General features: G+C 48.6%; 19 protein-coding genes. 11 read left to right on the top strand and 8 right to left on the bottom strand.

Features of this window, described 5'->3' with window-relative positions; translation table 11 throughout:
* Positions 1-56: 56 nt before the first annotated feature.
* Positions 57-1583: an NAD(P)H-hydrate dehydratase gene (locus RM811_RS00290; protein ID WP_402519527.1), complete on the bottom strand. Its 1527-nt coding sequence runs from the start codon at positions 1581-1583 to the stop codon at positions 57-59.
* Between the two features lie 274 nt (positions 1584-1857).
* On the opposite strand from RM811_RS00290, the gene queG reads away from it, so the two are divergent.
* Both queG and RM811_RS00280 read left to right on the top strand, forming a co-directional pair.
* A complete protein-coding gene (gene queG / locus RM811_RS00285) occupies positions 1858-2913 on the top strand; it encodes a tRNA epoxyqueuosine(34) reductase QueG (RefSeq protein ID WP_402519623.1) in 1056 nt (351 codons plus the stop codon).
* Positions 2914-3020: 107 nt separating this feature from the next.
* A complete protein-coding gene (locus RM811_RS00280) occupies positions 3021-3764 on the top strand; it encodes a hypothetical protein (protein WP_402519524.1) in 744 nt (247 codons plus the stop codon).
* Positions 3765-3851: 87 nt separating this feature from the next.
* Here RM811_RS00280 and RM811_RS00275 read toward each other — a convergent pair whose 3' ends face one another.
* Together RM811_RS00275 and sfsA are read right to left on the bottom strand one after the other, a co-directional pair.
* The gene (locus RM811_RS00275; RefSeq protein WP_402519521.1) at positions 3852-4460 is read right to left on the bottom strand and encodes a trimeric intracellular cation channel family protein; all 609 of its coding nucleotides are present in this window, start codon (positions 4458-4460) and stop codon (positions 3852-3854) included.
* A 378-nt stretch (positions 4461-4838) separates the two neighbouring features.
* Positions 4839-5567, bottom strand: coding sequence for a DNA/RNA nuclease SfsA (gene sfsA / locus RM811_RS00270; protein WP_402519519.1), 729 nt, complete (start codon positions 5565-5567; stop codon positions 4839-4841).
* 446 nt (positions 5568-6013) lie between these two features.
* Between sfsA and dksA the strand changes: the two genes are divergently transcribed.
* The 8 genes from dksA (at position 6014) to RM811_RS00230 (ending at position 14627) form a co-directional block, all read left to right on the top strand.
* Positions 6014-6457: an RNA polymerase-binding protein DksA gene (dksA, locus tag RM811_RS00265; RefSeq protein ID WP_402519516.1), complete on the top strand. Its 444-nt coding sequence runs from the start codon at positions 6014-6016 to the stop codon at positions 6455-6457.
* 109 nt (positions 6458-6566) lie between these two features.
* A complete protein-coding gene (gene gluQRS, locus RM811_RS00260) occupies positions 6567-7472 on the top strand; it encodes a tRNA glutamyl-Q(34) synthetase GluQRS (RefSeq protein ID WP_402519513.1) in 906 nt (301 codons plus the stop codon).
* A 299-nt stretch (positions 7473-7771) separates the two neighbouring features.
* Positions 7772-8527 (top strand): hypothetical protein, encoded by a 756-nt coding sequence (locus tag RM811_RS00255; RefSeq protein ID WP_402519510.1) that lies wholly within the window; start codon positions 7772-7774, stop codon positions 8525-8527.
* Positions 8528-8673: 146 nt separating this feature from the next.
* Positions 8674-9291 carry an alpha-ketoglutarate-dependent dioxygenase AlkB family protein gene (locus tag RM811_RS00250; protein ID WP_402519507.1) on the top strand — a complete coding sequence of 206 codons (618 nt, stop codon included), beginning with the start codon at positions 8674-8676 and terminating at the stop codon, positions 9289-9291.
* An 87-nt stretch (positions 9292-9378) separates the two neighbouring features.
* Complete coding sequence (locus RM811_RS00245) at positions 9379-9555, top strand: hypothetical protein (protein ID WP_402519504.1); 177 nt, start codon at positions 9379-9381, stop codon at positions 9553-9555.
* Positions 9545-12631 (top strand): ATP-binding protein, encoded by a 3087-nt coding sequence (locus tag RM811_RS00240; protein WP_402519500.1) that lies wholly within the window; start codon positions 9545-9547, stop codon positions 12629-12631. Before RM811_RS00245 ends, RM811_RS00240 begins: the two co-directional genes overlap by 11 nt.
* Complete coding sequence (locus RM811_RS00235) at positions 12628-14022, top strand: sigma-54-dependent transcriptional regulator (protein WP_402519497.1); 1395 nt, start codon at positions 12628-12630, stop codon at positions 14020-14022. The genes RM811_RS00240 and RM811_RS00235 overlap by 4 nt, the downstream gene beginning before the upstream one ends.
* Positions 13968-14627 carry a hypothetical protein gene (locus RM811_RS00230; protein ID WP_402519494.1) on the top strand — a complete coding sequence of 220 codons (660 nt, stop codon included), beginning with the start codon at positions 13968-13970 and terminating at the stop codon, positions 14625-14627. Before RM811_RS00235 ends, RM811_RS00230 begins: the two co-directional genes overlap by 55 nt.
* Position 14628: 1 nt before the next feature.
* Here the strand turns inward: RM811_RS00230 and RM811_RS00225 are convergent, their stop codons facing one another.
* The gene (locus tag RM811_RS00225) at positions 14629-15168 is read right to left on the bottom strand and encodes a ferredoxin-type protein NapF (RefSeq protein ID WP_402519491.1); all 540 of its coding nucleotides are present in this window, start codon (positions 15166-15168) and stop codon (positions 14629-14631) included.
* Between the two features lie 488 nt (positions 15169-15656).
* On the opposite strand from RM811_RS00225, the gene RM811_RS00220 reads away from it, so the two are divergent.
* Positions 15657-17387 (top strand): hypothetical protein, encoded by a 1731-nt coding sequence (locus RM811_RS00220; RefSeq protein ID WP_402519489.1) that lies wholly within the window; start codon positions 15657-15659, stop codon positions 17385-17387.
* A gap of 6 nt (positions 17388-17393) precedes the next feature.
* Here RM811_RS00220 and RM811_RS00215 read toward each other — a convergent pair whose 3' ends face one another.
* The 4 genes from RM811_RS00215 to RM811_RS00200 all read right to left on the bottom strand — a co-directional run bounded on the left by RM811_RS00215 (position 17394) and on the right by RM811_RS00200 (position 22942).
* Positions 17394-18242, bottom strand: coding sequence for a dimethyl sulfoxide reductase anchor subunit family protein (locus RM811_RS00215; protein ID WP_402519486.1), 849 nt, complete (start codon positions 18240-18242; stop codon positions 17394-17396).
* Between the two features lie 2 nt (positions 18243-18244).
* Positions 18245-18868 carry a DMSO/selenate family reductase complex B subunit gene (locus RM811_RS00210; protein WP_408919948.1) on the bottom strand — a complete coding sequence of 208 codons (624 nt, stop codon included), beginning with the start codon at positions 18866-18868 and terminating at the stop codon, positions 18245-18247.
* Between the two features lie 11 nt (positions 18869-18879).
* Positions 18880-21330, bottom strand: coding sequence for a DMSO/selenate family reductase complex A subunit (locus RM811_RS00205; RefSeq protein WP_402519480.1), 2451 nt, complete (start codon positions 21328-21330; stop codon positions 18880-18882).
* Positions 21331-21613: 283 nt separating this feature from the next.
* A complete protein-coding gene (locus RM811_RS00200; protein WP_402519478.1) occupies positions 21614-22942 on the bottom strand; it encodes an FAD-binding oxidoreductase in 1329 nt (442 codons plus the stop codon).
* Positions 22943-23120 lie beyond the last annotated feature (178 nt).

The raw sequence follows: 23120 nt of genomic DNA, 5'->3' as shown, positions 1-23120 counted from the left end.
CTTTTTCCATAACAGCCATTCTCGGATAAAACCTAAAACCGAAAACCGTCTGCTAATTAACCAATGATAAAATTCAGTCGTTGTCTGATGACCGGAATCAGTTCGGTCGCCCGTAAACCCGTTTCTCCCTGACCGGCAACCACCTCATCCGCCGCCGAGGCATGCAGCCAGGCTGCCATTTGGGCTGCCTTGAAAGGTTCCAGCCCCTGCGCGAGCAGTGCACCAATAACACCGCTGAGCACATCCCCCATCCCTGCCACTGCCATACCGGGGTTTCCCTCGGAGCATAATGCCGTATTCTGGCCATCAAAAATCAGGGTGCCCGCCCCTTTTAATAACAGGGTGATATCCGGCAGACTTTCGGTCATCGTCGTTAATTGTCCATGACCGTCAGCCAGTGCAGCAAACCGATTCTGCTGAATCGTCGGTATATCCTGCCCGGACAAGCGGGCCAGTTCACCAGAATGGGGCGTGAAAATAATCGGAGACTTTCGCCCATTTAGCAATTGTGGATGATCCGATAAAAGATTCAGGGCATCAGCATCAAGCACCAGCGAACACTCAGCAGCCAGCGCATCCTTTAACAGTTTTAATGCCCAATCATCCCTGCCCAGACCGGGTCCGATAACAATAACATTCTTTCCCTCAGCAAGAGAGCCAAGACCCGACTGGCTTTCCACCGAAGTCCCCATCACCTCAGGGCAACGAACGGCCAGCGCGGTAAGGTGCTGCTTGCGTGTTACTACCGTGACACGACCTGCGCCACAGTGGATGGCAGATTCAGCCGCCATGATAATCGCTCCGGGCATCCCCTTGTTACCACCGATCAGCAGCACATGGCCAAAATCCCCTTTATGAGCCGCCCGGCTTCTTGGCGCAAGCCAGCCCTGAAACTGCCCTGGTGTGATTCGCTGGCAATGGGAAGGAACCGATTGATAAACCGCTTCCGGCATCCTGAGATGGTTAAATATCAGCTCACCACAATACTCAGGGCCCTGCCCCGTTAATAATCCCTGCTTCAAACCAATAAAGGAAACCGTGAGTGTGGCTTTAACCGCACTGCCCAATGGCACCCCCGTATCGGCACAGAGGCCGGAAGGGAGATCCACTGCACACACCGGGGTTTCAGTGTGATTAAGCCGCTTTATGGCTTCTTCATAATGTCCACGAACGTTCCCGGACAGACCCGTTCCCAACATGGCATCCACAACCACATCCGCAGACAATGGCTCCCTGCCATCGTAAGTCCGAACCACAACACCAGCATCGGAACAAGTCTGCCAGGCGGTCAGAGCATCCCCGGCCAGCCGGGCAGGATCCTTAAAGGCGAGCACCGAAACGCTCAGGCCTTGCTCTTTTGCCAGTTTGGCCACCAGGTAACCATCGCCGCCATTGTTACCGGCGCCACAAAGTACCAGCAGGGTCTTTGCCTCTGGCCAGCGACGAATAATAGCCGCCAACACTGCCCGGGCCGCACGGTTCATCAGTTCAAAACCGGGGATGCCCTCCCGGTGGATGGCCACATGATCCAGCTGCCGAACCTGATCGGCTGTGTAGAGAGACTCTGGTAAGCTCTTATTCATAAGCATGCTCGCGATGATACAATACCAACCGCTAATTAAACGCCCAGCGACGGGGACGACAAGTTTTGGGACTATCCTTAAATAACTTCCCCATTTCAACGAACATTGTCCGAAAAAGCCGGGTTCGCTTATGCTTTTGCGGACAACGGGCAGCGGGTAACGGACAACGGCCTTCAACAAACTATGCCAAAAGAGTTAATCCAATTCAGTGCCTGAACAGTCATCTTTACAATCCACTTTAACCACATTGACGGACTCATCGCCAGTGCCGGACATGGAAAGCCTGGTCAAAAAAATACGCATCTGGGCCAGAGAGCTTGGCTTTCAGGACATCGGGATCACTGAAGCAAAAATCCCGGACAGCGATATTCAGCACCTGGAAGACTGGCTGGAAAATGGTTACCAGGGTGATATGGCCTATATGACGCACCATAAGGACCTGCGGGCTCACCCGGAGCAACTGCACCCCGGGTCACTGCGGATTATCTCGGCTCGTATGGATTACCTGCCTGCTGATACACAAACCGTTAAATTACTGAACGAGCCTGAAAAAGCCTATATTTCCCGATATGCCCTGGGCCGTGATTATCACAAGCTGATTCGAAAACGACTCACCCAGCTCGGCAAACAGATCGAAGCAGAAGTCGGCAACCATGGCTATCGCGCCTTTGTGGACAGCGCACCGGTGATGGAACGCCCATTGGCTCAACAGGCCGGGTTAGGCTGGATGGGAAAGCACTCCCTGATACTGAACCGTCAGGCAGGTTCATTTTTCTTCCTTGGTGAACTGTTCACCAACCTGCCACTGCCTGTGGATAAACCCTACGAAAACAACCATTGCGGCCGCTGCACCTCCTGCATGGACAAGTGCCCTACCCAGGCGATTGTTGCCCCTTATCAGGTGGATGCCCGTCGCTGCATTTCTTACCTGACCATTGAAAACAAAGGCTCCATTCCTGAAGAACTGCGCCCGCTGATGGGGAATCGTATCTATGGCTGTGATGACTGCCAGCTGGCCTGCCCCTGGAACCGTTTTGCCAAACCCACTCAGGAAAGCGACTTCCAGCCACGTCATCATCTGGACTCCAGCGACCTGATTGATCTGTTCAACTGGAGTGAAGAGCAGTTTCTGGAGCGAACAGCCGGTTCCCCGATCCGCAGGGCCGGTTATGAAAGCTGGTTGCGGAATATTGCTGTTGCACTGGGGAATGCCCCCACCAGCGAAGCTATTATTTCAGCCCTGCAGGGGCGCATGAACTATCCATCAGAACTGGTAAGAGAGCATATCACCTGGGCATTAAAGCAGCATATTTATTCAAACGAAGAGTAAGAGGGAAACTATCAACTAACTCTGTAGCCTAAAGAATCACGAAATTTTATTTTTTATTATTTTTCAATAACCATTCTGTATACGCGATACCAGCATGGGAAGAATATATGCTCAAAGATTATCTGGACATCAGTACACAGACTGACCTTTCTTTACCCATAAAAATGCTTACTGCCGATGAACTTTGTGCATGTATTCAAGCATCCTGGAATGGCCGAAATGTAGCAACCTCCGGCAGGCACGTTTCACAACAGGACACAGAGCAAACCAATTCTATTGAAGAGCCCTGCTCAACACCGCAGCCAAACCAATCTAAATTCCATCAAAAAGTCACGCTCCCAGGCAACAAAGTGGACACGACAACTGAAGCACAAAAAACTCTGATCCCTGAGCATACCAATCTTGTTTCAGGTCACCCCCCTTTAACCAGCATTGAGCCACTACCGGAGGATGAAGCCATCATCAGGGAGAAGCAAAACCGCAGAGAAAGACGACTTGCCAGTCTGGAAAAGTTTAAGAAGGAAAATGGCGGCAAACCGAGTGATGACAAACTCATAGAATGGCAATTCAAACAAAAGGAAGAGCACCGTTTTTTTGGAAAAATCGCCGAATACTGTCCAAAAAAAGGAGTTGGTTTCATTGAGATGAGGGTTAGAAAAAAGAGCTCCTACCTCTATAAAGTGGCCTTCAATTACCAAGACGTTGAAGAGCACAGAACAAGTCAAGACCCTTTAAAACCGGGACAACTCCTTCTTTTCAACCTGAAATGTGATCTATCAGAGCCCTCTTCAACCAGAACAATGCAAGCTATTTTGATTAGCGCCTCTTATGACTCGGCACAGTCATTTTGATGGCTCTTTTGATAAACAGGGATTCCCGCAAGCATTACAGTTGCCTGACCAGCTCATACATTGAGCCGATCAGAAATTGATACCGGTTTATCTCGGCAAACCAAAGCGCGGCAAAGACAAATCTTTATAAAGTGCCAGCAGCCTTAAAACCAATACAGTAATCATGGCAATAACCGTAGTCACATCGCTGTTATTGATAACCGGGTCCAGAAGTACAAATACCACTCCACCCAGCATCGCAGCAGACGCATAGATTTCTTTTCTCAACACCATAGGCACTTCACCGGCCAGTATATCCCGGATAGCGCCACCACCACAGCCGGTTAATACGCCCATCATAATAGCGACCATCGGATCGAAACCAGACGACAGTGATTTGGTCACACCGATCACCACAAAAACAGCCAGCCCCAGGGCATCAGAAACCTGAAGTATCCATTTACTCCGCTCGTGCCACTGACGAACCATAATGGCAAACAGGGTGGTCGCAAGGATCACCTGCAAATAGAGCGTATCGGTTATCCAGAACACGGGGGTCGATGAGAGCAAAACATCCCTGATGGTGCCACCCCCAACAGCGGTGACAAAAGCAAGCACCATTGCGCCAAACAAATCCATGTCTTTACGGCAAGCGATCCAAACACCACTAATCGCAAAAACCGCAGTACCAAACAGGTCAAGTATATAGAGCAGCATCTATGAATCTACGGAAAAAAGTCATTGGAAGCTGTTATTATAAATTCGTCTAACACTGCCAGATATAGTCATATACCTGTATTCGCTCCAAATTAATTCGGGCTGATAATCTTCTGCCTGCCCGACTGGAAGCAGAGGACGTCACGCATGGTTTCACTGAAATTGACCGGTGACAAGGTTGGGTCGAGTGAATGCGAGCCCCAACACAAACCCTCAACAGCAAACAAACAACCCGCAAAAAAACGGGCCCGGCAATTCAGACTGTAAATATTTAACTGTTGTTTATGGGGGGCGAGATTTGTTGGGGCTCGCTCCGCTCGACCCGACCCAACCTAACTGTCATATCCATTGAAATCATGCACCAGGCTGCCAGTCTTCTTACAGGATCACTGGCAATGGCTTAACAAGCTTAATAGTCTCTGGCGACATTTCCGCGCCCCATGCCATTACCTCGACCCCTGCTTCAAGAGCTTTTTGCAGCTCTTCTGCGTAAACCGGATCAATCTCTTTTGCGACAGATACCTGATCAATGCCGGTATGTTGAACACAGAAAAACAATACCGCTCTGCTACCACCAGCAACCATCTGCGCCAGCTCACGCAGGTGTTTTGTGCCCCGGCTGGTTACCGCATCCGGAAACAGGCCAAGTCCATCCCCCATCGCCAGCGTGACGCTTTTTACTTCCACATAACAGTCTGACAGTCCTTCCTGTTGAAGCAACAGATCGATACGACTGTTCTCTTCGCCATAACGCACTTCACGCCGGATATTCTGATAACCGGAAAGCTCAGGCACCTTACCTGACATCAGCAGTTCCTCCACCAGAGCATTGGCTCGCCCGGTATTCAGTCCCGCCCGGGTTATACGCTCTTCGCCGTTAAACACCACCGGAATCTCGGCCTGCTCCCAGGTACAGGGATATTTTCTTTTGGGATTTCCGGAATCTGAATACCATACCCGGTAACCGGGGTAGAGGCAGTTTTTCATGGAGCCGGTGTTAGGGCAGTGCAGGGTAATTTGTGAGCCATCTGCCAGCTCAACATCCGCCATAAATCGTTTGTATCTTCTTAGAAAACGAGCCTCTGAGAGGCGACTATCGTATTTCATTACTTAGCCTAATTACTTAAATTCATTAATTTACTTGTTTATATTCTAAACTAGAATTTTAAGATAACCGTTGATAATTTCTGCATCAGCAGGGCTGATAAGCCCTCAGAATCGGGTGGATAGCCGATAGAGAGCATAATATCAGTTGACCTGAGCACCGGTTTTAGTCAATGTCAGAAAGCGGATGATATTTTTTTATGGCGTCTTGCCATGGGTTTTGGTAGTTTCTCCGCTTCTTTAAGGAAGGCAAGAGACAAGTGTCAGGAGCTTTTGTTCTCGCTAGGCACCCATGGTGTTGACCTTGGCTTTCAGGGAGCCGGCTAACCGGCAGAAACAGAGGGATCGCAGAGGCGGCTTTCAACAAGCTGAAGCGAACATCTCTAAATGGAGAGATCCAGGATTGTTGTTCCCCTGGCTCATGAATAGAAGGTGGTGAGGCTGTAATCATGTCAGCACAGAAAAACGCGGATACAGGCAATCTGCTCAAATCATTTACTCCCTACCTGGAAAAGGCAGGGGAAGAGTATATGAATGAGCCACAGGTTGCTCACTTCACCAAGATCCTGCTGAACTGGAAGCGGGAATTGATGGAAGAAGTGGATCGTACAGTGAACCATATGCAGGATGATGCCGCGAACTTCCCGGACCCTGCTGATCGCGCCAGTCAGGAAGAAGAGTTCAGTCTTGAACTGAGAACCCGTGACCGCGAGCGTAAACTAATCAGGAAAATCGACAGTACTCTGACCCGAATCGAAGAAGATGATTATGGTTTCTGCGATAGTTGTGGTGTAGAAATCGGCATTCGTCGTCTGGAAGCCAGGCCAACAGCCACACTTTGCATTGACTGCAAAACACTGGCTGAGATCAAGGAAAGACAGCTGGGTAAATGATCCAGCCCGTTGTCCGCTTCCCGTTGTCCGTAAAAGCGTAAGCCTACCCGGCCTTTTCGGGGAGCGGGCGTCGAACAACGGATAGCGGACAACGTTCATATCATTCCCCATGGGCGACACACTGAGCACCCCTATCTACAACAAACCCTACATCGGACGTTTTGCTCCCTCCCCATCCGGCCCCCTGCACTTTGGCTCACTGGTTGCCGCTCTGGCAAGCTATCTGGATGCCCGTGTCCATCAAGGAAAATGGCTGGTACGTATGGAGGATATTGACCCCCCAAGAGAGCAGCCAGGTGCTGCAGACCTCATCCTTAATACACTGGAAGCCTATGGCCTGCAATGGGATGGCAGTGTACTTTTTCAAAGTAACCGCAGCGAAGCCTACGATGAAACACTGAATAAACTGCTGCGTGAAAAGAAACTTTACCCCTGTACCTGCACCCGCAAACGACTTGCCGGACTGAATGGCGTCTATCCGGGTTATTGTCGAAAGCGCCACGACATCCCCAACCAACCCCATGGACTGAGACTTCTGTGTAACGATAAAATCATTCAGTTCCGGGATCGTATTCAAGGTGAGCAGTCGTTTGATTTAAGCGCTCTTGGCGACTTTATTCTCAAACGGAAGGATGGCCTGTATGCCTATCAGCTGGCCGTCTGCGTTGACGATCACTTTCAGGGGATCACTCATATCGTCAGAGGTGTAGACCTTCTGGACTCAACTCCCCGACAGCTTTATCTGCAGAGTCAGCTGGACTATCCACATCCGGACCATGCCCATATTCCAGTCATTACCCAAAGTAGCGGCAACAAACTCAGTAAACAGAATCATGCGCCTGCCATCCCCCTGGACAACCCTCGCCCAATACTCATCAGGGCATTCGCTGCACTGGGCCTTCAACCGAAGTCTGACCTTATGATGAGTTCAGTTGAGGAGATCCTGAACTGGGGTATTCAGAACTGGTCTTTTACGAACATTCGAGGCAAGCAGGAGATATTACAGGACAGTTGAAAAAAAACACAACGAACACAGCAAGCCTTGCCATACTCGCTGTGTGCGGGTCTTTAGGTCGCAATAATGCAATCATTTCTCTGCTTTCAAAGTAATGCATTGTGTTTGGGACTTGCATAAAGGCAGCTTGAGCCTTGGATCATAACAACGAATGTTGCGCTCGTTGCGGTTTGAATCAAGAGCCTACCCCTGACCCGCTGAACATGTTATACATGATTGAATAAAGTGTGAATAAAATGCATCCAGTACCTCGTGGTATCTGGAGATGGGTCCGAAAAAGATGTGTTCAAGGAGCGAATATGTCGATAGTCCTCAAAGCAGCTCTTGTAGCTGCTCTTTCCTTTTTCTCTTTCAACCTGATGGCCAATACGTTGGCTTTTGCCTCTCCGGGCATAGTTTCTGACAGCCCTGCTGCAGAAAGTTCTGATTTCTGCAATGCAGCCAGACGAACCCGGGAACAAATTATCCGTCAGGAGCCTTCTATAAGCACTAAAGCACCAGTCCATACAGAAAACATTTCATCCTGTTTTACACCGGATGAAAACCTGATCTTTGTTGCGACCCTTGAAGCGCAAAGAGTGCTTGGACCTAATGCCTCCTGGTATGAAGAACTCAGCCGGGATATTAAAAATCGGGTTACCGAAGCCTGTGGCATTATGGGTTATGAAAACGGCGACATCAGCCGTGCCTACGACCATTGCCTGGAAAGCCGCTATGAAGAGTTGATGAGCCCATACGAGGAAAAATACGCCAAAGAGTCCACCAAATACCTGCGTAAACGTCAGCAGGTAGCTGATAGTATGGTAGTACGATGTGATGCATCACTGAGCGTGAAGCGCAATCGCCTGCCCAGAGATATGCGTTTTCCTGTGGCCTGGTATAACTCTGACAGTCAGTCTGTACCCAGCTGGTTGCTGGAAGAAAAAATAGATGACGACCAGTGGCTGGAAAAAATAGGCAAACTAAAACTCAATAACATTATGGAAGATGTTCTGGGCAGCGACTGTCCGGGAGAAATGATCTACTGGGTAACGTACGATTCGCCCGGGTTATAACTTGTTAAGACCGTTGCCCGCTACCCGCATAAGCGCAAGCGGGTCCGGCTTTTTCGGGTAGCGTTCGTTGCCATGTAGCCGTTATTTAAAAACCGTTCCCCAAGACTGTCACAGGTGCTCAAATAAGTAGTCAGGAGCCCACAACATTGAATACGTTTATTGCCATTTCGACGCCTCCACAGACACACAACCTTCCTGATGCCCGCCTGCTTTTCTGGCCTGAGATAGCACCCGAAGCCACCTGCCATCAGCTCTACTCAGAACTACGCTCTACATTACCCTGGCAGCAGGACCATATAACACTTTATGGTAAAACCCTTGCTATTCCCAGGCTTCAGGTATGGATGGGAGACTCTGATGCAAACTACCAATATTCCGGACTGACACTATCCCCACATCCGTGGAACCCGACGATAATTTCTATTAAACAACAGATTGAAGCTATATGTGGCCATCGTTTTAACTCCGTTCTGATCAACCTCTATCGAGACGGTCAGGACAGTAATGGCTGGCACAGTGACGATGAACCTGAACTGGGAGAGAACCCGGTTATCGCATCATTCAGTCTGGGGGCAACACGACGATTTCGACTTCGTCATAAATACAGAAAAGACCTGACACCTTACACTTGTGACCTGATTTCAGGGTCTTTACTGGTAATGGCGGGGAGCACCCAAAAATACTGGCAACACTGCCTGACAAAAACAGCAAGACCAGTAGAACCCAGAATCAATCTGACCTTCCGACAGACGCTAACTCTTTAACGATAAAGAAAAAACCACAACATTTTTGCGGTTTATCCATATAACCATTACCATGACTGCCCAACCGCGAAACTGTACCGACGTAATATGTATATCTACCGTCTCGTTCTGCTTCTGGTGATAGGTATTTACCTTTTTTCTCCCGCCATCATGGGGTGGTGGATTACGTTTGGTGAGCAGTGGTACCAACCCTGGATTCTCTGGTTCATTCTGATCGTTGCGGGCTTTGTCCTCCAGATTCGGGGTAACGCTGATGAACTTTGAACTGGAAGAGCTTATTCTGGTCAGTGTCGTCTATCTCAGCGTACTGTTTCTCTGTGCCTGGGCTACGGATCGCGGAATTATTCCGAAAAAGATCGTTCATCACCCTGTTACCTACGTTCTGTCGCTTGGTATTTATGCCAGTAGCTGGGCCTACTACGGCAGCATTGGCGTAGCCAACGACGATGGCTATGTATTTCTTGGATTCTACTTTGGCCTCAGCGGCGCTTTTTTATTAGCACCGGTATTATTGATACCGATTTTAAAAATCACCTCAACCTACCAGCTCAGTTCTCTGGCCGATGTCCTGGCATTTCGCTTTCGCAGTCCCGTTGCCGGGACGCTCAGTACACTGCTCTTGCTGTTTATCAGCTTTCCCCTGCTGGCTTTGCAAATTCAGGCAGTGGCCGACAGTGTCCATCTATTAAGTGAGGAGTCGTCTCCGGAAACACTGGCTTTTGGTTTTTGCATCATGGTCACACTGCTCTCCATTATGTTTGGCACCCGTCACCTGGCCAGTCGCCATCAGCATGACGGGCTGGTAGTCGCCATCGCCTTTGAGTCTTTGCTCAAACTGCTCATCATGGCTCTGCTGGGTATCGTGGTCATCTTCCAGATCTTTGACGGATTACCGGGCCTGAATAGCTGGCTGGAAGATAATTCCGAAGTGATCATCGGCATGAACTCCCACCTGGACGATGGCCCCTGGCGTACCACCCTGCTGATGTTCTTTGCTTCTGCCGTGGTGATGCCCCATATGTTCCATATGACGTTCGCTGAAAACCGCAATATGAAAGCCCTGTTGACCGCCAGCTGGGGACTGCCATTCTTTCTTTTACTGCTGAGCATCTCAACGCCATTAATTCTCTGGGCTGGCTTAAAAATCGACAACCAATACCCACCGGAATACTTTCCCCTGGCCATCGGTCAGGCATTAGACAGTCGATGGTTGACCATTATCGCCTATATCGGCGGCCTGTCGGCCGCCAGCGGCCTGTTTATCGTAACCTCACTGTCACTCTCTTCTATGCTGCTTAACCACGTTATTCTGCCCCTGCACCAGAGCAAAGAACCCGTACAGGTCCAGAAGAATATTTACCGCTGGCTGACCAATGTTAAACGGCTGCTCATTACCTCACTCATTCTCGCCTCTTATGGTTTTTACCGGCTACTCCATAATGAAGTGGATATGTACAGCCTCAGCATTGTCGCCTATGTAGGCGCTCTGCAACTGCTGCCGGGAACCCTGGCTACCCTGTATATTGGTAAGGCAAATCATAAAGGGCTAATTCTGGGTATTCTGTCAGGAACCACTGTCTGGTTCTTTACCCTGATGCTGCCTTTGACCATGGGGCTTGAGATTTTCCCTATTCGTAGCGTCAACTTTGGCACCATTACCAACGATGGCTGGTACATTGCTGCGACCTCATCTTTGCTCGTGAATGTTCTGGTGTTTTATCTGATCTCCAGCTTTACCAGAATGTCTGACGAAGAGAGCAATGCTGCTGCCGCCTGTCTTGTTCGGGAAGTAAGTCAACAGCCGTACAAAATCCCCAAAGCCCGCTCCTCTTATGAATTTCAGGAAATGCTCAGTGCGCCACTTGGTCCGGTTGCCGCTCAAACAGAGATCAATAAAGCACTGACCGATTTGAACATGCGACCGGACGATAACCGGCCGCATTCACTGAGACGGCTCAGGGATCGCATTGAAAAAAACCTGTCCGGGCTCATGGGACCGACCGTTGCCCACGAAATTGTTGATTCTTTTCTACCGCTGGATGTTGAAAATGATTATGTACCTAAAGACATCCATTTTATGGAATCACGATTGGAAGCCTATCATTCAAAACTAACGGGGCTTGCTGGTGAGCTTGATAGCCTCAGACGGTATCACAGAGATACCCTGAACAGCCTGCCAATGGCTGTCTGTTCAATTGATTCTTCTATTGAGAGCGCCGCAACTGATCCATTAAACAGCCTTAGTGAGGTTATGCTGTGGAATCAGGCAATGACGGAATTGACCGGTATTGCTGCCGAAGATGTCCTGGGTATGCCCCTGAAAACCATCCCTGCGCCCTGGAACCAGATCCTGAGTGATTTTATTCATCTTCCAGAAAACCACCTGACCAAACACCGTATCGAAATGGCGGGTGCCATCCACTATTTCAGCCTCCACAAAGCATCAATACAGGCACCAGTTTCCGGTACTGGTGGTAACCAGGTGATGCTACTTGAAGACCAGACTGAAACCCAAATGCTGGAAGAGCAGCTGTTCCATAGTGAACGACTGGCGTCTATTGGTCAGCTGGCAGCAGGAGTGGCCCATGAAATTGGCAACCCGATTACCGGTATTGACTGCCTTGCCCAGGAAATGAGCGCCCTTTCATCGGACCCGGATATCCAGCACAGTTCCCGTCAGATACTGGAGCAGACCAAAAGGGTGAGTCGTATTGTGCAAACCCTCGTATCCTATGCCCATAGTGGACAAAATGGCGGACAGCAACGGCGGGATGATAACGGGTCACTGTCCACAGAGCCGGTAGAAATTTACAGTACGATTCAGGAAGCCATTAGCCTGTTGCAATTGAACCATAAGAACAGCAACATCCTATTCCGTAATTTATCTTCTGACGGCCTTTGTATCAGCGGTAATCGTCAAAAATTACAACAGGTGTTTATCAATCTGCTGAAAAATGCAGCCGATGCCTCAGAGGTTGCCAGTGATTCTGAAAGCATTGTTTCAGTCAGTACCACCGCCAACCAGCACACAGTGACCATCTGTGTAGAAGATCAGGGACACGGCATTCCCAAAACAATACAGGAAAAACTGTTTGAGCCATTTTTCACCACAAAAGAGGCCGGTAAAGGCACAGGCCTGGGTCTGGCACTGACCTGGAATATTATCGAAGAACACTTTGGCAGTATTCAGGTGGTTAGTCCGCTGGACCCGGTGACAGGACGAGGATCCTGTTTCATCATCTCGCTGCCACGCCATGAGTCGGAATCCGTCACGGACTCGAAGGTTACGGATTCCAGCATAGCGGAGCAGCCTTTGGAATTTCAGAGGGATATGACATGAGTCAGGGTCAGATACTAATCGTCGAAGATGAAGAGATTATCAGGGCATCATTGCGGCGTTTACTGGAACGACAAGGGTATGTGGTTACCGAGGCAGGCTCCGTTCATGAGGCAGAAGTACAACTTCAACAACAGGCTGCGTCACAGAATAAATATTCACTGATCATCAGTGACCTGAGGCTTCCCGGCAAGCCGGGTACTGAAATGATTAATCTGGCGAACGGTATTCCCGTACTGATCATGACCAGCTACGCCAGCCTGAATTCGGCGGTGTCCTCCATGAAGCAAGGGGCTGTGGATTATATTGCCAAACCATTCGACCATGCAGAAATGCTGCAGAGAGTTGCTGAAGCGATAAAAAAACAATCGTCATCAAAGGTTACCGCTGAATCGGAAGTTGCTGCCAGTACCGATAAAGAGAAACGGCCTGGCAAGGGATTCAATGGTATTTTAGGGCAGTGTGATGGTATGCAACTACTGTTCCGACAAATCACAAAAGTAGCGCCTACGGATGCCACTGTATTGATTCAGGGAGAATCCGGAACCGGTAAGGAACTGGTGGCCCAAGCCCTGCACGAGAACAGTCGACGCATCAATGGCCCGATGATTTGTGTCAACTGCGCAGCGATTCCGGAATCACTGATAGAGTCTGAGCTGTTTGGTCACGAAAAAGGCTCATTTACCGGAGCCACTTCAGCCCGTACCGGCCTGATTGAGGCGGCCAATGGCGGAACCCTGTTTCTGGATGAAATTGGTGAGCTGCCCCTGGAAGCACAGGCCCGGCTTCTTCGTGTCCTGCAAGAAGGTGAAATTCGTCGTGTTGGCTCCGTACAGTCCCTGTCAGTTGATGTTCGCCTGATTGCCGCCACCCACAGAAACCTCAAACAGCTTGCTTCGCAGAATGAATTTCGTGAGGACCTTTATTACCGACTGAAAGTGATTGAGTTACGTATCCCTCCGCTCAGGGAAAGAGGCAATGATATTTTGATGCTGGCAGAAAAACTGCTGGCCAAAACCTGTAAAAAAATGGGATTGGAACTTTTCTCCCTGGCGCCAGAAACCATGGCCGCGATTGCTCAGTATCAGTGGCCGGGCAACGTACGGGAAATGGAACATGCCCTCGAACGGGCGGTCATTCTTTCAGAAGACAATATCATTACACTGGAAAATATGGATATAGAGGTTAGGGTTAAACAGACACTGTTCCGACCGGATGCTGAAGAACTTCACGATGGCCTGACCCTGGAAGACTATTTCCAGCGCTTTGTCCTCGAACACCAGAACCAGATGACAGAAACCGAGCTGGCCCAGAAACTGGGTATCAGCAGGAAAACACTATGGGAAAGACGTCAAAGACTGGGTATCCCCAGAAAGAAAACCCTGCTCTCCTGACTCTCTTGACTCTTTTTTTGAAAAAAAGCCTGAAACCACTGCTGACACTGTTCGTTTCAGGCACCCTTATTGCCTGTGGCACACTGAAAAATCAGCAGGATACAGTACCTGACTGCCCGGGCCTGTCAGCCCGTGACCGTCAGGTGGAAGTCTGCGTCACCGTCCCCGGGCATGAACCAGAATCCATTGGTACCCTGCAAATCACCCTGCACAGCGCTCTCCATTACCCTCTCCATAACAAGAGTAAACAACAGAATCTGGAACTGGAACGTGATGGATCTCTGGAACGACTCTGGCTATTGCCAGAGCCATCAGGTTATCCGGTAGTGATTCTGCTGACACGTTCTGTCGGTAGTGGCAGCTACCCTGACCTGCAGGGTTTGCAGCGGGTAAACGACGAATATCAGCCCTTTAAACTGGCTGGATTGTCAGAACAGCAACGACTGGGCTATATGGGGCACGACCAGTTTCAGGTAATGGCTGGACAGCTCTATCGCCGCTTTCCCATTTACCGACAAACAGACGCTAATATCAGCCCCAGCGGTGGCCAGGCCTGTTATTACTACGATCTGAAAAAAGTAGCATGGCTCCAGTGCCCTGACTGAATCAAACCCCAGTCATCATCAAAACCCGGCTATAGCAATCCATGGCGCACTCGCCACAACCGGTACAGAGATCAAGGTCAATAACCGGTTTTTTATCGGCTCCGAACTGGATAGCCTGTTCAGGACAGGCTTCTTCACAGAGATTACAATACAACCCAAGCTCTGCCTGACAACTGCCTGACAACTTAGGAACCACCTGTCGTTTTTTACCCTCCTCTCGATCCAGGGCTCCTGAAGGGCAGTTATCCACACACTGGCCACAGAAGTCACAGCTTCCATAAGAGAGATCTAATACCGGTCGACCAGCAAGTATTTCATCTTTTTCGTCGGAGCGACCCAGTACCCGCATAGGGCATTGATCGATACATTGATCACATTGGGTGCATAGTGCCAGAAATAGCTTGTTCTCCACCGCCCAGGGTGGGCGTGGATAACGACTACCCGGTACCACAGGCTCATGCTCAGGACTGAAACGCCTGAAAAAAGCCCGTCTGGAGGGAGATACCAGCTGTTCATTTTCTATTTTCTGTAAATCGGACACTGCGAAATCAGAGGCCTGTAGACTTGAGAATTTCCGTTAAAAATACCTTGTTTAGATAATCATTAAACCGGTATTTATACCTGAATTACCGTAGCGGGTTACCAACTTAGGAATTGTCCTTAAATAATTCAGACATTTTGAACTCGGACTCCGTTCATCCTGAGCGGAGTCGAAGGATGCTTGGCACAATACTTGGGTCCGGAGTTCACGCCTTTAGGCCCTATGGGTCCTTCGACAAGCTCAGGACGAACGGAGTTTAGAGGCTCAGCAATGTGTAAGTTATTTCGAGACAGTTCCTAAAAGTTCCATAAACTGAAACAAACCTTTGACATTCCCATCCCCTAAAGAGCCCCTCCGAAAACTTCGTCCCCACGGACTTTCTGATAGTCCGTAGTCTGAACAGCCAAAGGGTGAAATATTGAACTTATCATTAATGAAACGGTCTTCTAAGATTATTACATAACTTGTTTCTAGAGGTTTGGTACAGTATGAACGAGCATATTAATTCGCATCTCAATCCAAGAATGGGCTGCTATCCTCACCAGAATACTGAGATAAGCACTACTTTTGATCAATCTGGCGGCAAGAAGACTTATGCAAATATGCAAAATTATTACACACAGGGATTGAGGAGAAACAACCATCAGGATAGTAGAACAACGCAGCCCTCTTCAAACCAGATCAACTATTGGGATATTCAAAACGCCTCTATGCAACTCCCTGTATTATGGCAACCTGCCCCTGCCCAGCAGCCATCATTTTTAGCGCAAGACACATATGACACAGATTTTCGACTTCATTCCCACACCGATCCTCAAGTAGACATTCATTATTTATTTGACGCGGCACCGGGCAATAAGTCCACCACCCCCCTTCCTTCAATTAACGCAGCATTCTTAAATTCACACCAAAATCAAGCTGTGCTTCAGACGCAACCCGACCACGTACTTCTGAGTCAGCCACCAACCAAAGACATATCCCAACCAATCACTACAACTACTCAAAATGAATTGAGAATAGAAACCACTATCCAAGAATCCGTAAACAAATGCTTATCAGAGACCACAAAAAAACTGGAAGAAACCACTTCGTCTTGTCAAAAAAAAATAACGGAAATGAGTTGCGCGGTAAGAAAAGAAACTGAAGGTTTAGAGAATCTAGCGAGTGCACTTAATGGTGTAAAAAATGCCATTTATCAAGACATAAAAGCATCATACCAATCCGCTTCAGATAATTTTGAGCGGACAACAGAAAAAGGTAACGAAAAAATTCAGAAATCAATAACAAGCTTCGAATCTAATACTGAAGCTCTTGAAGCCAAGTTCAATACTACTCTGGAAATGTTAAATCAGCTACAGGAAAAACTAACTGCGAATTTACAGGAAGTTAACCAAATGCGTTCCACTCCAAAAATTACAAAAGCAACTCAGACAGAGTTAGCGCTGGAATCATTAAGTAAAGCCTCAGACTCAACTACCGCAGATTTTGTAGTTACGTCAAATACAACCGAGGCAAATACAGACACTATCAGTGAGCAATCACGCAAAAGGGATCGAAAATCCAATGAAGATAGTGAAGAGGAAAATTCAGGCACCAATAGTGAGCCAGCACGCAAAAGTGCTAAAAAGAACTTTCAAGATAGTAAAACCAAGACTGATCCAAAGAGTAACACAGAAGGAAAGCACACAAACTCAGATTTAGATCCCAAAGATATTAATAAAAAAACACCTGAAATAATTAAACTGGCAAACTCAGTAGCTACCAGCCTTAATATAACAACAATAGCGCGTCTTCCTTCCTACCAAATTATGGAGGCCGCGGCCAGCCTTATCAGCAACGATGAACATCATCAAATAATTGCAAAACTTACCCCACCACCTAAAAAAAATAAGCTTCATCTTGACCAGAAGAGCGCGAATCAAGCCAGAAAAAGTCAAAAGTGTTACGCAGGTAAACGACGTGAGCAAGATTTTTTGAAGCTTAAGAACAGTGTTAAAGGATATATAGAGAAACAATCAAAAGAGGCTTTATCAGAAAGTACGCGAGATATACTCAAGAAAGCAACGTCTATTCTCGTTAAGCAAATCGACAATGCTAAATACCTGCGTACTAGAAGTGTGGGCCCGCAAGCTAACCTTTCAGAGTTCCTTGAAAATTCAAGAAAGTTTGGCTTCGATAAACCTTCCCCTCTCGCAGCTGCAAAAAGGGAAAAACCCTAACCTCTCTTACATTCCGCTGGCAAACATATGCAGGTCGTAAAAGAAAATACGGCCACACAGTTCAGCAGTCAGTACCAGAACGGTGCTCACTGCTGCCAGACCTACCCCAGAGTTACTGCCTCGGGTTGCCGCAATGACCCAGACACCCAAGCCAGCAAATAGCAGGCCAAGGCGGGCCAGAATCAGACTACCGTGGTAGTCCATCAAGCCCAGCGGGTTAACCGGCAGTTCTACCTGACCCAGCCAGAACAGGTACAACGAATAACCAACCAGCACCAGACCCAGGGTGACAAAACCCAGGGTTGCCAGCGCACGATCGGTGTTCTTCTGGAATGTACCCAATTTGGCAGACTGACTTCTCAGCAGCAGCGCAGCAGCAGGAAGACCTATCACAAACGCCGTCATCACAAACTGGAAGATAGTCCAGCCGCTGTTCCATGCCGGTACGGTAGTCAGCGTGTAAACATTAGCAATAGCCAGCAGCAACAGGATGCCCAGCCCCATGGCACCCGTCAGCACCAGCTTCTGCAGCTTCTCCAGAATCCCGAAGTGAGCCATTGCACCATAGGTGAACACCGCCCCACCAAACAGACTGGTGGTCATGATTTCAACACTCAGGGCTGAGAGATGCTCAAGACCAAAGATCACGTTAAAGGCCCGCAGCGGCTGCCCCAGGTGAGCCAGGGCCGCACCACCGGCGATACCCAGCATGACCAGCACCACGCCCATCATCCGGGTCAGCAGCTGTTTGCGTTTGGCATCCTGATTGAACATCAGTAACGTAGCCAGTACCAGAAACAGACCCACGGTTCCCTGTGCCAGAACCGTAAAGATAACCAGTGACAACTGTTGCATGGTTACACCTCCCGTGTGTTCATAATGCGCCCGGTCTTGTCACCGGAAGGCCTGGCATGACGGCTTGCCTTCATCACCAGCGATGGTTCAGTCAGTGAAGAATCCGGCAGTGGCGCGATATCCGCCTCAGTGCCGTATTTAGCACGCAGCTCTTCGATCGGACCAAAGTCCAGCGCCCGCAGCGGGCAGGATTCGATACAGATTGGCTTCTTGCCCTGATCAACGCGGTCGTAACAACCATCACACTTGGTCATCACCTTCTTTTCAGCATCAAACTGAGGTGCACCGTATGGGCAGGCCATTTCACAATAGCGGCAGCCAACGCATACATCCGCATTCACCATCACCAGACCGTCTTTTTCCCGCTTGTGCATCGCACCCGTTGGACAGGCTTTGGTACAGGCTGGTTTGGCACAATGGTTACAACTGATGGAGGTGTAATAAGCAAACACATCCTGAGCGTAAGTACCGTCTTCATTCTGAATCCAGTTACCGCCGCCGTATTCATAGACCCGGCGCCAGTTTATGCCCACTTTCAGGTCATTTTCATCTTTGCACGACAGTTGACAGGTTTTGCAGCCCGTACACTTGGCCGTGTCTACATAAAATCCAAGTTGAATCATCAAACTTTATTCCTTCAGACCTTAGCGATTTCGACCAGATTACTGTGCTGAGGATTGCCTTTAGCCAGCGGTGATGGGCGTTGAGTCGTCAACGTATTCATACAGGCACCACGATCTATCCCCTTTTTATCCGGGGCATACCAGCTACCCTGGCCCATAGCGACCACACCCGGAACAATCCGTTCAGTCACCTTGGCGGCAATCCGAATCTCACCACGGTCATTCCAAACCTTCAACATATCGCCGTCTTTGATCGCTCTCTGAGCAGCATCCATCGGGTTAATCCAGACTTCCTGCCGATTACTGTCACGAAGTACGTCAACATTACCGTAGGTAGAATGCGTTCTGGCTTTATAGTGAAAGCCAAACATTTGCAGTGGATACTGTTTGGTATGAGATGCCTCATGCCCTTCCCAGGAAGAGGCATATTCTGGCAATGGACGAACAGTGTCGCCTTCACCCAGAACCCAGGTTGCAGCGATATCAGCCAGTCGTTGGGAATAAATCTCAATTTTCCCGGAAGGCGTTGCTAACGGGTTAGCTTCAGGATTTTCGCGGAAGGCCCGGAACTCAACATGCGGCTCACCGGGATTCTTCTGTTTGACAATACCCAACTGACGGAAAGTATCAAAATCCAGATCACTCAACCCCGGGTTAAGCTCTTGGGATTTGGCATAGATATGACGCAACCAGGCTTCCTGATCACGGCCTTCAGTGAACTGTTGCTCAACGCCCAGACGCTTGGCAATACCGGTGCACATATCGTAAACCGAACGACACTCGTACAATGGTTCTACTGCGGTATCACAAAAAATTGTGTACCCCATATTTCCGCAGGAACCGTTGGGTGCAAAATCAGGTTGCTCTGCTGCGGTCAGGTCAGGCAGTAGAATATCCGCATATCGGGCACTGGCCGTCATATGGTTATCGATGACAACAATCATTTCGCACTGACTGTCATCCTGCAGAATCTCATGGGTACGATTGGTATCCGCATGCTGGTTAATTATGCAGTTACCCGCATAGTTCCAGATGAATTTAATGGGTTGGCTTAACTGTTCAGCACCCCGGATACCATCGGTTTTATCCGTCATTTCGCTATGACGATGAATGGCATCGGTCCAGAGAAACATGGGGATAGAGGTTTTTACTGGATTTGTTAATGTTGGGAAAGATGCGAATGGCATAGAATAACTGCCTTCCCGGGCACCGGTACCACCACCGGGAATCCCGACATTACCGGTCATTACCGCCAGCATACAGATAGCCCGGCTGGCCTGCTCACCATTGGCCGTACGCTGAAGTCCCCATCCCTGCATGATATTACACGGCTTGGTCATGGCAATTTCACGAGCCAGGCGAATGATAGTTACTGCAGGGACTGCCGTGATTTTTGCCGCCCACTCAGGCGTTTTAGCCACCCCGTCAGCGCCTTTTCCGAGAATATAAGACGTCCAGGATGAACCTTCAGGAGCACTGCCGGGTAAAGAGTTTTCATCATACCCAGTGGTGTAACGACTCAGGAAATCGTTATCCACAAGGTTCTCAGTGATCATGACCCAGGCCATGCCCGCAACGAGAGCAGCGTCAGTTCCCGGACGCAGTGGAATCCATTCATCATTGGCACCCAGCGTAGTGTCTGTCATGCGCGGATCAAAGGTGATCATGCGGGCATTACTGCGCTCACGAGCTTCTGTCAGATGATAAATAACACCGCCACCACTCATGCGGGTTTCTGCAGGATTGTTACCGAAATTGACCACCAGTCGTGTATTAACAAGATCTGACGTACAGTTATTACCAACCCAACTACCACCAAACAGATAGGGCAGACTAACCGTTATTTGTGCAGTACTGTAATCACCATAATGATTCAGATAACCGCCCCAGCAATTCATTAATCGAGCAATAGGGGTAGCCGAAGGAGGCCAGGACTTTGAAACGGTTCCTCCCAATGTACCGGTACAGTAATTGAGATAGATAGCCTCATTACCGTAGTCCTTTTTAATGCGCTTCAGGTTATCCCCGATGGTATCAAATGCTTCTTCCCAGCTGATTCGCTCAAACCGGCCTTCACCTCGTTTCCCTACCCGTTTCATTGGGTATTTCAAACGATCAGGATTGTATACCCGCTTACGGAAAGAACGACCACGCAGGCAAGCACGAACCTGATGGTCACCGTAGACGTCTTCACCCGTATTGTCTGTTTCGGTATGAATAATAACGCCATCTTTCACCTGATGACGCAGGACACACCGGGAACCGCAGTTCACTGTACAGGAAGACCAGACGGATTTAATCTCATCCTGTCCTGTAGCACCTGCAACCTGCTTTAATACTGCTGAGGCCTGAACCGGCAAACTATTCGCTGCAACCACAGCAGCTGCACCGCCAGCAGTCCCCCACTTCATAAATGTTCTTCGCTTGATGACAGACGACAGCGCACTATCGAGGAGTTTCTTCATTTATTTTACCGTTATCAATAAAACCGGGACCAGTTCCTTAACCAGGTAGCGTTGAGATGCACTCCTTACAAAATAGCCTTACAAAAGAGCCTTACAAAAGAGCCTTACAAAATGCATCTCTGAATAAATAATGAACTGGTGAAACGGCATAGATGATAAGATCTGATCAATAGATAACCGATTGATCCAGATCAATTTTTTATCAGGTTTGAGGCAATTACTGAAGGGAATAGGAACTTATCGAGCAGACTGGAGGGCGTGAAACCCCTGCAACTGAGAATGATTATCTTCCAGCAGCAAGGCCCTGGTGACATCCACTGATATCGACACTTCGATTAAACAAATTGTCAGGGTCATACTGCTGTTTAATCAATTTAAGACGGGGCAAATTGGTGTGAAAAAATGCTTCTCCATTTTGACAGTTGGTATCATTGCAGTCATTGGTATAAAAGCCTGAGCAATAAGGCGCTATTTGTTCCTGAATGAGGTCAATGCACTGCTTTGTCTTCTGGTGCCAGGTCATAGAGCGGGTATGACTGATCGGGATAATATTACAAAGCGCATCACGGTGAGCAAATGCAGTGGCCTCTGGAAGTTGATCGCTGATTGCAGTGCCCATTTGTTGAAAAGCGATAAAAAACTCACTTTTCTCACTGTCAGGAACCGGAACAACATTCAACGCCTCTGCCAATATCTCAATCAGCTCATCCTGCAAGGCATTCGTCATACTACTTTGATAATAATTATAAAAGCCAAATGGCATATGCTCACTGGACTGAACCTCGGGATAAGTTTTATCAATCAGTCGGCGGCTCAACGGTTTCCCCAGCGAATCCAGAACCCTTAGACTGTCTTCTGCTTCAGCCCGGGTTCCATTGAAGCAGACGTTGAATAAAATAGACTTCTGTCCCTGGTGATCGACGATCAACGCGGCATCCAGCCCCAATTTTCGATCGCCCTGCTTTAATATCTCCCGATAAATCTGTAATGCGGGGATAACCTTCTCTTTACCATAAACGATACCGCCATGAATAAACGTTCTGGGTATCGGATGAAGGGTAAAGGTCATTTCAGTAACGACACCAAAGTTGCCACCACCACCCCTGATCGCCCAGAAAATCTCAGGATAATGATTTTCTGATACATCAATCACCTGACCATTTGCCAGAACCATACGGGCAGAGACAAGACTGTCGCAACTCAGGCCATATTGACAGGACAGTCTCCCCATCCCTCCCCCCAGCGTCAATCCAACAGCACCGGTCGTGGGTTCAACACCCAATGGAACAGCAAGGTCATGAGCCGAAGTTAGACGATCGATATCGCCCAGTATTGCACCAGGACCCACATGCAACCTGCAAAAATTATGGTCAACTTCCATTTTGTTCAGGTGCCTGAGATTAAGTGTCATGCCATTGTGAAGCAGGCCTCGGCCAGCAATATTATGTCCACCACTGCGCAGTGAAAAAGCCAAATCATGTCGATCGGCAAACTCAATTGAACGGAGGACATCTTCTTCAGTACGGCACTCCACAATCAGGCCTGGTTTAGCGGGAACAGCCTTATTCCAGATTTCGCGAGCCTGCTCATACCCGTTATTATCCACAGTCACAACAGATCCACTTATCTGATGACTTAATGTTCTTAATCTAGTACTTCGTCTTTCCATACTTGATATATAGTAATGGTCATTTCGCTGATTTATTTGACTGATTAATTAGTCAGCCACAAAAAAACTGATCATTCCTGATTTCAACAAAAAAAAGGCTATTTTTCTTCGCAAACATGTT

It is taken from the genome of Endozoicomonas sp. (assembly GCF_031844845.1).
Taxonomy (GTDB): Bacteria; Pseudomonadota; Gammaproteobacteria; order Pseudomonadales; family Endozoicomonadaceae; genus Endozoicomonas.
This window is presented reverse-complemented; position numbering and strand designations above follow the sequence as displayed.